This window comes from Sphingorhabdus sp. EL138 (assembly GCF_945890115.1).
GTDB lineage: Bacteria > Pseudomonadota > Alphaproteobacteria > Sphingomonadales > Sphingomonadaceae > Sphingorhabdus_B.
Genome location: NZ_CAMDCK010000030.1, coordinates 1 through 12,583 on the forward strand (window position 1 = coordinate 1; position 12,583 = coordinate 12,583).

Sequence of the window (12,583 nt, forward strand, 5' to 3'; positions counted from 1 at the left end):
GATATCCAGTTTATCATTGGCAAGGTGTCGACGCAGGAGGAGTTTCTGCACACCATCGATGCTATCATTGGCGCCGGCAAACGCTTGGTGGTTTCTGCTGACCGTGCACCGCAAGCGCTCGACGGCGTCGACCAGCGCATATTGTCGCGTCTGTCGATGGGCCTTGTCGCCGATATTCAACCCGCTGATCTCGAATTGCGCCGTTTGATCCTAGAACAGCGCCTCGCCAATATGCCAGAGGCGCAGGTGGGTGAAGATGTGGTCGAGTTTCTTGCCCGCACAATCAGCCGCAATGTCCGCGAATTGGAAGGTGGCTTGAACAAGCTGCTCGCTTATGCCCAATTGACGGGCAAGCCAGTCACGCGGACATTGGCTGAAGAGCAGCTCAAGGATATTTTGAGTGCTTGCCGTCGCCGCATCACCATCGACGAAATCCAGCGCGCCGTGTGCGAATATTATCGCATCGACCGCAGCGAAATGTCCTCGAAGCGCCGCGCGCGTGCGGTTGTGCGCCCGCGTCAAGTCGCCATGTACCTTGCAAAGGTAATGACGCCGCGCAGCTACCCTGAAATCGGACGTAAATTCGGTGGACGTGACCATAGCACGGTGATCCACGCCGTACGCTTGGTTGAAGGACTGCGCCAGCAGGACAGCGACATGGATAATGATGTCCGTGCGTTGCTCCGCCAGCTCGAGGCCTAGGGTCCCGACCCTAATTTTCCACCCCTTTTCAACTGGCTTTCCAGCGCTTATCCCCATGATGTGAGTCGGAGGGACGAGTATGAGTCAAGTGTGTGCTTCGTGCAGAGCGACTTCGGCCAATGAAGCCGCCTTTTGTGCCAGTTGCGGGCAGGCGTTGAAGCCAAAAACGACCAAGAAATCCGCAAAGTCGGCACCGAAGCGCCGATGGCTGATGCCATTGGCCGCGGTCGCCATTATTGTGACGGTGGGCGCATTATATTTCTGGCTCTTCATCGCTGACGATTTGAAGCGCGACGCAGGCATGCTCGCACCCGAAGCGGGAGAGGTTTCAAACCCCGATGCGCAGATATTCTTCGCAATGACCGACGCGAACTTGCGTAACAAGCCGACAATAAGTGGCAGTGATATATTGGGCAAATTGCCCCGTGGTTCGCAAGTGACGGGTGTCATTCAGCCAGGTTCAGGCGTCGATGGCGGGTGGCTTGAGCTGAGCGATGGCAATGGCTTTGTCGCCTTAACTAATCTGTCGCAATTTCAGCCGCCCGCGTTGGTAAAGCCACTCAATGATCAAATATGGGTAGCAGATGGATTGATCGATGTCTGGGCGACCACCTTGGCAGATAGCAATTTGCTGGATCGGCTGCGCGAGGGCACAAAGTTGACTTTGGTGGGAACCACGGCGGATAACTTTATTGAGGTGAAGCTTGCCGATGGTCGCTATGGCTATCTTGCCGACGCGCCGTCGATATTAAAGCGGCTGGGCGGCAAATCAATTGCCATCGGTTTCAATCCTCAAACCTGTGCCTTTTCTGGCGAAATCGGCGCTGAATTTTCAAAGATAGGCGCGCAGTTACGGGCACAATGGCAGGCGTTGGAGGCAAAGGAATTTGCCAGTGAGGCTGCCCGTCAAAAGGCTTATGCGGCGGTCGAAGGCAAAAGCAAATATCTCAGGCTACGCCGATCGTTCGAAGGCTTGTCATTGACTGGCTTGGCGCAGCATTATGAATCGCAATCTTTATATTTCGATGACTCACCTGCCAAAGTTATAGACATATTTCGTGCGCAAGGTTTCGACATCGGACGCGATGGGCTGTTCACAGGGACGGATCTTTACGCAGGCATCGCCGCCACGCGGGGTGAGGGCGCGGCTTATGGAAAAACCGAACTGGGCTGCGGCGTATAAACCGCCACAACTTTAATCGAGCTTAGGGTCAACCCTAACGCTTTTCCTCTGGCGCTACGGAAATCCGGACGGTCTCGCCACCATTGCCGGGGAAACCTGTGAACATGGCTTCAACCAGATTCGGCACCAGATGTGGAAGCTTGTTCGAACGCGACTTGGCTTCGGCTTTGCCTTCGAACAGCCGCTTTCCGTCAGTATTGCGGTCAATTTTTAGATCCAGATTGGCGGTGTAGACGGTGAAGCTGTCAACATCATATGGGCGATTAAAGCCGCTGTAGAGGAACGGGTCATAATAGCCCACGACATAGCGCGCACCGCGACGTGTGCGCACAACATAAGGGCGGTAAAAGCTGCCAAAGCCCCAATAAGGATCGTAAAACGGGTCTTGGCGAACGATGTTGCGTTCCTTGCCTTCATCGACGGCATAATCGAGCGACACGGTCATATCGGCGGTGCTGCCCGATGACGGCACATAACCAATTTCCTGAAGCTCATTGGCGACCAATGCCGCATATTGGCCAAATTCGATGCCACCTGTATTGGCGGGATTGGCCGCGCGGATCACAAAGGTTTGACCCTGTGGCGCGGGCAGTTCCTGAAAGCGCGAAACATCTGCGTTAAAGGGCGTCGCGCATGCACCCAAAGCAAGCAGCGCCAACGGAGCGAGAAAAGTTACGACCTTTTTCATCCATTCATATCCCTTTAAAAGCGGCCAGACGCCGTCTTGTTGTTAACCCGTCAGAATTAGGATAGTTTCGCTGAACTGCGGTTGAACAACATAATAGCATTATTCAACGCAGTAAGCCAAGCGCAGCATAAGCTGCCTTTAACGTCGGTGCGCTCAATTCGCGCGCTTTCGCTGCGCCCTTGGCTAAGGCTGCGTCAATCTGTTCATGATCATCCTTCAGCGCACTAAAGCGTTCCGAAATGGGGCGCAGATGTTCGACCACAATCTCTGCCAGTGCAGGCTTGAATGATCCAAAGCCCTGGCCGCCAAAACGGGTTAATGTGTCGTCCACTGTCTCGTTCGCAAAGGCGGCGTATATGCCGACCAGATTTTTGGCTTCGGGTCGGCCCTCAAGACCATCTGCTTCAGATGGCAATGGTTCGGGGTCGGTCTTGGCTTTCTTGATTTTGCTTAAAATCGTGTCGGCATCATCGACCAAGTTGATGCGGCTCATATCGCTTGGGTCAGATTTGGACATTTTGACGCTGCCGTCACGCAAGCTCATGATGCGCGCTGTGGCTTTAGGAATGATCGGGTCCGGCAAGGTGAAAATCTCCGTGCCCTTGCCAAAATCGGTGTTGAATTTTTGGGCAATGTCGCGGGCAAGCTCCAAATGTTGTTTCTGGTCTTCGCCCACAGGCACATGCGTCGCCTGATACAGCAGCACGTCCGCAGCTTGTAAAACGGGGTAAGTGAACAACGCAATGCTCGCGCCTTCGCGGTTCTTGCCGGACTTGTCCTTGAACTGGGTCATCCGGTTGAGCCAACCCATCCGCGCCGTGCCGGTCAGTAGCCATTGCAGCTCGGCATGGGCAGGAACCTGCGCCTGATTGAACAGGATCGCCTTGTTGATATCCAGCCCGCAGGCGAGCAGCGCAGCCGCCATTTCGCGGGTGTTTGCGGTCAACTCTTCGGGCACATGCGGCATCGAAATGGCGTGCAAATCCGCGAGGAAATACAGGCATTCCATTTCATCCTGCATCTTCACCCAATTGCGGATCGCGCCCAGATAATTGCCGAGATGAAGGTTGCCAGTGGGCTGAATACCCGAAACGACGCGCATAATTGTTACTCGCTTGCAGAAGTCGCAGGCGCGGTTGCACGCCTGCGGAGAAGGGATTTGAGTTCGCTGATCCGGTAGGCCCCAAATAGCAATATGGCCAGCGCATAGACCGCGCCGCCAGCGCTTACCAATAGGGACAAAACGGCAATGCGTCGCCACAAGCCCGTGCCAAGCTGGCCTTCGATAAGTTCATTGCCGAAATAGAGCACGACGCCCATAATGATCGCGGCTAAGATTATGCGCCATGCCTTTTGCTTCAACCGCGCATCGACGGCAATATGCCCACGCTTGCGCAAAGTGATCCAAAGCAAAGCGACGTTTACCCAAGCGGATATGGCCGTCGCCACACCAACGCCGATATGCGCCAAAGGCCAGATGAGGATCAGGTTGCCGACAAGGTTGACCAGCATCGACCATAAGGCCAGCCGCAAGGGTGTTTTGGTGTCGCTCCGCGCATAAAATCCGGGCGTTAGCACCTTGATGAGCACATAAGCGGGCACACCTGCCGAAAACGCCATCAGCACCGCGGCGGTCCCGCGCGTGTCGGCAGAGGTGAAGGCACCATGTTCGAATATGCCATGGACAATCGGGACCGCCGACACAATCAACGCGACCGTCGCGGGCATTGCGAAGAATAAGGCCAGTTCGACGGCGCGGTTCTGCGTATCGGACGCGGCTTTGCTATCCGCCCCGGCAATCTGCCGCGATAGTGCAGGCAAAATAGCTGTGCCGATTGCAATACCGATCAGGCCCAATGGCAATTGGTTCAGGCGGTCGGCATAATAGAGCCAGGATACCGAGCCTTCGGGCAGAAACCGCGCCGCAAGTGAGGTAGAGATCAAAAGATTGAACTGGATTGCGCCTTGGCCAATCGCGGCGGGCGCAATCAACGCCAGCATCAGCTTCACATCGGGCGTGAGGTGCGGCAAACTTAGCTTCAGCGTGACGCCCGCGCGATGACAGGCCCAGATGAGCCACAGCAATTGCAGCGCGCCCGACACGGTAACTGCGACCGCTTGCGTGACCACCGTTTCAACCGGATTATCCCCACGGAAGAAAATCAGCGCGACAATCATGCAGATGTTGAGCAAGATTGGCGCTGCGGCATTGACCCAGAAACGGTTCAGCGAGTTCAATATGCCACCCAGCAATGATACCAAGGATATCAACGCCAGATAGGGAAAGGTGATGATCGTTAAGTGCCGTGCCAGCGCGAATTTCTCCGGCCCGCCATCGGGAAAGCCGCCCGTCATAGCCCAGACAATTGGGCCAGCGGCCAGCATCATGAGGGCCGTGAACAGCACGAGAAACGGGAACAATACCGACAATATTTGGCTGGCAAAATTGCGCGCGGCGATCAGGCCTTGATCCGCCTTCTCGCGTTCGGCCTCCGTCATTTTCTTGTTAAACAAGGGCACGAATACCGCCGCAAACGCGCCTTCGGCAAAAAGTGCCCGGAACAGGTTCGGCAAACGCCACGCGATCAAGAATGCATCCGACGCGAGGCCCGCGCCAACAAAGCGCGCCATCAACATGTCGCGCACTAAGCCCAAGACGCGGCTGACCAAAGTCAGCCCCCCGATGGTGATGCTGTTTCGAACCAGGCTCATCTGTTCACCTGGTGCCGCCGGCTTCAGGCTTCGCCGGCAGGCTGCGTCTCTGCCATTTGTTGCGCTTGCGAAAGCTGCTGAATGTAAAGCGCGTTGAAGTCGATGGGTTCAAGCACCAATGGCGGATATCCCGCATCACGCACCGCGTCTGCAACGATTCGGCGCGCAAACGGGAACATAAGCCGTGGAGCTTCACCAAATAAGAACGGATGGGCCTGCTCTTCGGATATATTACGCAGGCCAAACAAGGTGCCATAATCGAGCTCAACGGAGAACTGTACGCCATTATCGGTCTCTGCCTTGATGGCAAGCCGTAAGGCGACTTCATGCACTTCATCTGTAATGGCGTTGGCTTGGATGTTGACCTGCACATCAATTTGCGGCGCGCCTTCCCAGTTGAAGCTGTGCGGGGCGTTCGGATTTTCGACCGACAAGTCCTTGATATATTGGTTCAACATGCCGACGGCTGGCATAGTGTCTTCGCCATTGGCTTTTACCTTGTCGGAATCGATGGTGCCTGTTTCATCGGCCATGATGTGTCGTGCTTTCTTGTTGGATGCCACAGCCGCAATGTTACGACCCTTTATGCCTGCGCGCCTAGCAGGCGTGCTACCAAAGGGCAATGATTGTTGCGATTGCACCATTCCCGACCCTAACCTGCATTTTTCTTTGGGCAAGGCCCTTTGAAACCCGTATCTGTAACCCCTATATGGGTTGATGAGTCGGCTTTACGAAAAATTTCGTGCAGGGGCCGCAGTTAGATTTTTGCCGGATGGAGGCGTTGTGACGTTTACTATTGTATTGCTCGCTCTTGTTGCAGCTTTCTTGGGCCTGCGCCTCTACGCCGTGCTTGGTAAACGTACCGGACATGAACAAGAACCTGTGGCACGCCGCCCTGTTGATGCCAATACACCAGCATTGCTGCGGCAGCCATCGGCTGGCGGTGACGCTGCGCCGGCTTTGCCTGCAACTGAACTGTCCAACGTCGATATGGCAGCGCAAAGCGGTGTTAAAGCGATTGGCAATGCGGACCGCAATTTTGACCTTGGTCTGTTTGTAGAAGGTTCAAAATCCGCCTATAAAATGGTACTTGAGGCCTATTGGAAGGGGGACAAGGAAGCGCTTAAGTCCCTGTGCGATGATGACGTCTATGCGAGTTTCACTGAGGCGATTGATGGCCGCACTGCGCGCGGGGAGACCCTCGAAAACCGCTTGGTCCGCATTGATGAAGTGCGCGTTGTCGACGCCAGCTACGATCACCCAATGGCCCGTATCTCGGTGCGCTTTGACGCCGACATCGCTGCGATGGTCAAGGATGCCGATGGAAATATCATTGGCGGGTCGATGACTGATGCCGTCGAAACGCATGATATCTGGACATTCATGCGCGACGTGAAATCGGGCGGCCGTAACTGGAAGCTTGACGAAACCGACTCGGTCTGATTCATCTGGGCGATGAAACGCGCCCTTTTCACTCTTGGTCTATCGGCCTTCACACTCTCCGCTTGCGCAAGCGGGGTGTCCTCGAATGCCAACCCCGCAACGCCATCGGGAGCAATGGTGGCTTCCCCGCCGGTCGCGGACACGGCAGCAGCACCGCCTGTGCCGACGCGCGATGTTACCACAGCGGCAGGACTTGGCGTAGTGCGCGGTCCGCAAATTACCACTTTGCAGGTGGATGCGCGCAAGGCGGCCCTCGCCATGGACAGTTTCAGGACAAGTTGCCCCGGCCTTGTCCGCCGCACCGACAATAGCGGCCTGACCCAAAATAGCGATTGGGTGGCAGCTTGTGACGCCGTTAAAACATGGACCGATGATGCCATTTCCTTTTTTGCCGAACATATGGATACGGTGCAGGTCGGCACCGGCAGGGCTTTTGCGACGGGCTATTTTGAACCCGAAATCGCCGGTTGCCGTACGCCGCAAGCGGGTTGCGATGTGTCCGTCTATAAACGCCCGCCGGACCTGATCGATGTTGACCTTGGGCAGTTTTCCGATGAGCTGAAGGGGCGCAGCATCCGCGGCAAGGTCAGCGGCACCAAATTTGTGCAATATGACGACCGGGCCATGATTGAAAACGGGGCTTTGGCGGGGCGCGGCCTTGAAATCGCGTATGCGTCCGATGTTGTGGAATTTTTCTTCCTGCAAATTCAGGGCTCGGGTCGGCTGAAACTGCCTGACGGCAATGTAATGCGTATTGGCTATGACAGCCAAAATGGGCGTGGCTACACGGGCATTGGCCGATTGATGCGCGATCGCGGACTGATTACCGATGCCTCTATGCAGGGTATTGTCGCTTTTTTAGGGGCCAACCCCGAAGAGGGGCGCAAGATCATGCAGGAAAATAAAAGCTATATTTTCTTCCGTGAACTGACGGGCGCAGGGCCCTTGGGCGCGATGGGCTATCCTGTGGTAGGGGAGGCAAGCATTGCAGTGGATGTGAAATTCATTCCGCTCGGCGCACCTGTGTGGCTGTCAATGGACCGCTCCGAACCCAATGGCATCTGGATTGCGCAAGATACCGGCGGCGCCATTAAAGGCGCGAACCGCATTGATACCTTTTGGGGCGCTGGCGACCGCGCGCGTTTGATTGCAGGCGGCATGGCGGCGCGTGGCACGGCGTTCCTGTTTCTACCCAAGGCTGCGGTTGCGCGGTTAGGGCTCTAAAGCCGTTATGGCACGGCCTCTCGACAGCAACGAAAAGTCCCTTTGGGGCAGGGTCATTGCGACGGTAAAACCCATGCATGGCGGCAAGCCAAAACCAGTGCCTGCTCCGACCCCGTCGGCGGATAAGGCGGTACTGGCGAAGTTTTTGAGCGCCAAGCCAAAGCCTGCCCCCGCCGAGACAAAGCCGAAACCTATGCCAGCGCAAAGCAAGATTGCCCCAGTGCCGCATAATCTCGACGGGCATTGGGACAAAAAAATCACGCGGGGCAGCATCATTCCCGATGTCAGCATTGACTTGCACGACGCATCCTTGTCGCTGGCCTATAACCGGCTTGATGGCGCATTGGAGCAAGCGATTGCGCAGCGCATGAAAGTGATATTGCTCGTGACCGGCAAGCCCCGCGCACATGATCGGGCAAGTGGTGAGGGCAGGGGCGCAATTGCCGCCGTTGTGCGCGACTGGCTGGCGGCATCGCGGCATGCGCGGCATATTTCGGCGGTGCGCAATGCCCATCCGCGCCATGGCGGCGCGGGCGCGCTTTACATTATGTTGAAGAGCTAAGGGTCAGGACCCTAAGTCGCCAGCATTTTCAGCGTCACGCGCCGGTAAATTTCGGTCAGCGCCGAAAGGTCGGCAATGGCGACGGCTTCATCCAATTTATGCATCGTTGCATTGCACAGGCCGAATTCGACCACCGGGCAAATTTTGGTCAGGAATCGGGCGTCCGAAGTGCCCCCCGTTGTCGATGCTTCTGGGGCGATGCCGACAACAGCCTCAACCGCGTCAGATATAGCCGCTGAGAACACGCCAGGAGGCGTCAGGAACGCCTCTCCGGAGATCATGGCGGTCAGTGTGCCCCCATGACGTTCCACGAGCGCACGAAGCCTTAAAACAAGCGCATCGCCATTTTGCAGATCATTGAACCGGATCGACAATCGCGCTTCGGCTGTGGCGGGAATGACGTTGGTTGCCTTGTTGCCGACATGCAGGTCGGTGACCTCGATATTGCTCGCTTGGAACCAGTCAGTGCCTGCGTCGAGCGTGATCGCTTCGATCTCGGCCAGAATCGCAATGAGCCGTGGGATCGGGTTGTCTGCCAGATGTGGGTAAGCGACATGGCCTTGCGTGCCCGCGACCGAAATCCACATGTTAACCGAACCGCGACGGCCGATTTTCATCATGTCGCCCAAGCGGTTGACGCTGGTGGGTTCACCGACGAGGCAATAATCAGGGATGCTGCCTTGTGCTTGCATATGCGTGATCAACGCCCGGGTGCCGTGGATGGCCGGTCCTTCTTCGTCGCCCGTGATGATCAGGCTGATTGTGCCAGCATCCTTGGGGATGTCGTGCAGCGCAGCGACAAAGGCGGCGATGCTGCCCTTCATATCGACAGCGCCGCGTCCGTGCAGCAAATCGCCCTTAATCTCAGGCACAAACGGGTCGCTCGCCCAGCCATTGCCCGGTGGCACGACGTCCACATGACCGGCAAAGGCGAAATGCCCCCCGCTTGCCGCACGAATGGCAAAGAGATTTTCCACCGGCGCGCCATGGGCGGGGTTGTCGTCGTCTTCGCCCGACATAAAGCGTTCGACGGTAAAACTCAGCGGGACAAGCATATCTTCCAGCGCGTCAAACACCGCGCCACGGGCGGGCGTGACGCTTTCGCAAGCGATCAGTCGTTGGGCATAAGCCAGTGCAAGAGCATCATCCATTAATCGAGGTCGTTACGGATTAATACGCGCCAAAACAAGTCAGACATCGGCGGGACAATGAGGGTCATGTTCGTCAGCGCGTCATTGCAGAACGCGAGCGAGCGCATTCGCCCAGCCAGCCAAGCGGACGTCGCGCGCTTCTGCACCAAGTATCGGTGCAAAACGCGTTACCCCGCCCCGCATGCTGGCCGCATCCTCCAACGTGGGGAATAGTCCGCAACCGACCGCCGCGAGCATCGCTGCGCCCAGCGCCGTTGTTTCGACAAAATCTGGACGTTCGACATCAATCGCCAGCATGTCCGCCAGATCTTGCGCCATCCAGTCATTTGCGACCATCCCGCCATCAATGCGCAATTCGGCCCAATCGGCACCATCGGCGGCAAAGGCGGTTTTGAGGTCATAGGTCTGATGCGCCATCGCCTCCAACGCGGCGCGGGCGACATGCGCCTTTGTCGCCGCAAAGCTCAAGCCGCTGATCGTGGCGCGGGCATCGGGACGCCAATGCGGCGCGCCCAAGCCCGAAAGCGCAGGCACAAAATAGACGCCGCCATTATCGGTTACGCTGCGCGCCAGCGGCTCGGTTTCGGCGGCATGTGATATCAGGCCCAGATCATCGCGCAGCCATTGCACAAGGCTGCCCGCGACAAAAACCGACCCTTCCAACGCATAATGACGTTCACCATTTAACTGGTACAAAATCGTCGAGAGCAAGCGATGGCGTGACTGGCGCAAAGTGGTCCCAGTTTGCGTTAACACAAATGCGCCCGTGCCAAAGGTCGCCTTGGTCTGCCCAACGGCAAAGCAGCCTTGCCCTATGGTTGCGGCTTGCTGATCCCCTGCCATGCCCGAAATGCGGATCGCGCCGCCGAAATGTTCGGGCATTGTCGTGCCAAGGTCGCCTGCGCAATCCGTGATCTCTGGCAAGATGTCGCGTGGCACGCCAAACAGGTCCATCAACCCGTCATCCCATCCGCCGCTACCAATCGCCATCAACGCGGTGCGTGCGGCGTTGCTGGCGTCGGTGATATGGCTTCCGCCCGTCAGCCGGTAGACAAGATAGCTCTCGACCGTGCCTACCGCCAGATGCGCGCCCGCGTCCTTCAACTGCGGCCAATTTTCCAGCGCCCAACCGATTTTCGATCCCGAGAAATAGGGGTCAAGCAACAATCCGGTTTTCGCCTGAACAACGGGCTCTTCACCCTGCGCCTTCATCGCGGCGCAAATATCTGCTGTCCGGCGGTCTTGCCATACAATGGCGGGCGCAAGCGGCTTACCCGTGCGCTTGTCCCAGAACACAATGGTCTCGCGCTGATTGGTGATGCCAATGCTCGCGATCCGGTCCGCACCGCCCGCCTTGGCCACCATCGCTTGCGCGCAGGCCAGCGTCAGGTTCCAAATTTCTTGCGCATCATGTTCGACAAGGCCGGGCTGCGGATAATGTTGCGTGAGCGGGCGCTGGCAACTGTCCACAGCGGTTCCGTCCGCGGTAAATAATACGGCGCGCGTTGATGTCGTGCCTTCGTCAATGACCAATATATATTCGCTCATACCTCTGCTGCGCGCAATGCGCGTCCCTCCTTGGATAAAATAAATATCGCGCGGTTGCCGAAAACCAGACGGTTGACCGCCAGCGCCATCAGCACCGAACTAACCAGCACAAACACCATGACGTCAATATAATGCAACCAAGGCATGCCAAAATGCTGATAAAATGTTTCGCCCGCATATAGCGTGTCCGGACGATAAAATAGAAAATTATGCACGCCGCCCGCACATTAACGTTATAAATCAGTCGCGCTGCGATTGGTTTACATCGGCCCTGCCGCGCCCCATATCGGGTCTCAGAAAAGGACCGTCACTATCTCGCGAACCGCCGCCCAACATTGGATAGAGCCGCATGCGCATGGCATTTATGTCAAGCCAGCGGACATGTGGATTGACCCGTCGCGCCCCGCCGAACGTGCTTTGGTGACGCATGGCCATGCCGACCATGCGCGCAGTGGGCATGGAGCCGTCTGGGCGACGCCAGAGACGCTGGCGATCATGGCGCTGCGTTATGGCACCGAAATGGGCACGCCAATGCCCTATGGCGATGGTTTTGAGGCAAATGGCGTGAAGATTAGCTTCCACCCCGCCGGGCATGTATTGGGGTCAGCGCAGATCCTGCTGGAACATGCAGGCGAGCGCGTGATTGTAACGGGCGACTATAAACGGCGGTTCGACCCGACCTGCGCGCCGTTTGAAGCGGTGGCGTGCGATGTCCTGATTACGGAAGCGACCTTTGGCCTGCCGGTATTTACGCATCCGCCCATTGCGGGGGAAATCGCCAAATTGCTGGCGGCGCGTGAGGCCAATTTGGATGGCTGTATTGTTGTGGGGGCCTATGCCTTGGGCAAGGCGCAGCGGGTAATCGCGGAACTGCGGCGCGCGGGCTATGACGCGCCCATTTATATCCATGGCGCGATGCAGAAAATGTGCGACCTATATGCGGCGCATGACGTCCCCTTGGGCGATCTCATACTGGCGACGGGACTTGCCAAGGCAGAGATGAAAGGCGCGATTGTCATTGCGCCGCCATCGGCGTTGAATGACCGTTGGGCGCAGCGCCTGCCCGACCCGATAACCGCCATGGCATCGGGATGGATGCGGGTGCGGCAACGTGCGCGACAACGTAATGTGGAACTGCCTTTGGTCATTTCGGATCATGCCGATTGGACCGAGCTGACCGACACATTGTTGGAGCTTCGGCCAACCGAAACATGGATCACCCATGGCCGCACTGACGCGCTTGGGCGCTGGTGTGAACTGCACCAATTGAAAGCACGCGCGCTCGATCTGGTTGGCCGCGAAGACGAGGATGAGAGCTGATGCAGGCTTTCGCCGCGTTGATCGACGGGCTGATCTACACACGCTCGCGC

Annotated in this window: 13 protein-coding genes; 6 read left to right on the top strand and 7 right to left on the bottom strand. The window is 57.1% G+C overall.

The window, feature by feature from the left end; genetic code table 11:
* The coding region (locus tag Q0O07_RS10900; RefSeq protein ID WP_295493568.1) for a DnaA/Hda family protein at positions 1-702 on the top strand (702 nt) is incomplete at its 5' end.
* A 79-nt stretch (positions 703-781) separates the two neighbouring features.
* Complete coding sequence (locus Q0O07_RS10905; RefSeq protein WP_295493571.1) at positions 782-1,885, top strand: SH3 domain-containing protein; 1,104 nt, start codon at positions 782-784, stop codon at positions 1,883-1,885.
* Positions 1,886-1,919: 34 nt separating this feature from the next.
* On the opposite strand, the gene Q0O07_RS10910 is transcribed toward Q0O07_RS10905, so the two are convergent.
* The 4 genes from Q0O07_RS10910 to secB form a co-directional block, all read right to left on the bottom strand.
* The gene (locus tag Q0O07_RS10910) at positions 1,920-2,573 is read right to left on the bottom strand and encodes a DUF4136 domain-containing protein (RefSeq protein WP_295493574.1); all 654 of its coding nucleotides are present in this window, start codon (positions 2,571-2,573) and stop codon (positions 1,920-1,922) included.
* Between the two features lie 103 nt (positions 2,574-2,676).
* Positions 2,677-3,675 (bottom strand): tryptophan--tRNA ligase, encoded by a 999-nt coding sequence (gene trpS / locus Q0O07_RS10915; protein WP_295493577.1) that lies wholly within the window; start codon positions 3,673-3,675, stop codon positions 2,677-2,679.
* 5 nt (positions 3,676-3,680) lie between these two features.
* Complete coding sequence (gene murJ / locus Q0O07_RS10920; protein WP_295493580.1) at positions 3,681-5,285, bottom strand: murein biosynthesis integral membrane protein MurJ; 1,605 nt, start codon at positions 5,283-5,285, stop codon at positions 3,681-3,683.
* Between the two features lie 23 nt (positions 5,286-5,308).
* Positions 5,309-5,818, bottom strand: a complete 510-nt coding sequence (secB, locus tag Q0O07_RS10925) for a protein-export chaperone SecB (protein ID WP_295493582.1) — start codon at positions 5,816-5,818, stop codon at positions 5,309-5,311.
* A gap of 250 nt (positions 5,819-6,068) precedes the next feature.
* Between secB and Q0O07_RS10930 the strand changes: the two genes are divergently transcribed.
* The 3 genes from Q0O07_RS10930 to Q0O07_RS10940 are packed head-to-tail and all read left to right on the top strand — an operon-like array spanning position 6,069 to position 8,514.
* Positions 6,069-6,728 (top strand): Tim44/TimA family putative adaptor protein, encoded by a 660-nt coding sequence (locus Q0O07_RS10930; RefSeq protein WP_295493585.1) that lies wholly within the window; start codon positions 6,069-6,071, stop codon positions 6,726-6,728.
* Between the two features lie 12 nt (positions 6,729-6,740).
* Positions 6,741-7,952 (top strand): MltA domain-containing protein, encoded by a 1,212-nt coding sequence (locus Q0O07_RS10935; RefSeq protein WP_295493588.1) that lies wholly within the window; start codon positions 6,741-6,743, stop codon positions 7,950-7,952.
* Positions 7,953-7,959: 7 nt separating this feature from the next.
* A complete protein-coding gene (locus tag Q0O07_RS10940) occupies positions 7,960-8,514 on the top strand; it encodes a Smr/MutS family protein (RefSeq protein WP_295493591.1) in 555 nt (184 codons plus the stop codon).
* An 11-nt stretch (positions 8,515-8,525) separates the two neighbouring features.
* Here the strand turns inward: Q0O07_RS10940 and dapE are convergent, their stop codons facing one another.
* From dapE to Q0O07_RS10955, 3 genes are all read right to left on the bottom strand, one after another.
* Entirely contained in the window at positions 8,526-9,665 is a 1,140-nt protein-coding gene (gene dapE / locus Q0O07_RS10945; RefSeq protein WP_295493594.1) for a succinyl-diaminopimelate desuccinylase, read from the bottom strand.
* A gap of 81 nt (positions 9,666-9,746) precedes the next feature.
* Positions 9,747-11,213 carry a glycerol kinase gene (locus tag Q0O07_RS10950; protein WP_295493597.1) on the bottom strand — a complete coding sequence of 489 codons (1,467 nt, stop codon included), beginning with the start codon at positions 11,211-11,213 and terminating at the stop codon, positions 9,747-9,749.
* Complete coding sequence (locus Q0O07_RS10955) at positions 11,210-11,428, bottom strand: hypothetical protein (RefSeq protein ID WP_295493600.1); 219 nt, start codon at positions 11,426-11,428, stop codon at positions 11,210-11,212. Before Q0O07_RS10955 ends, Q0O07_RS10950 begins: the two co-directional genes overlap by 4 nt.
* Positions 11,429-11,525: 97 nt before the next feature.
* Between Q0O07_RS10955 and Q0O07_RS10960 the strand changes: the two genes are divergently transcribed.
* On the top strand, positions 11,526-12,533 hold the full coding sequence (locus Q0O07_RS10960; protein ID WP_295493603.1) for a ligase-associated DNA damage response exonuclease: 1,008 nt from the start codon (positions 11,526-11,528) through the stop codon (positions 12,531-12,533).
* Positions 12,534-12,583 lie beyond the last annotated feature (50 nt).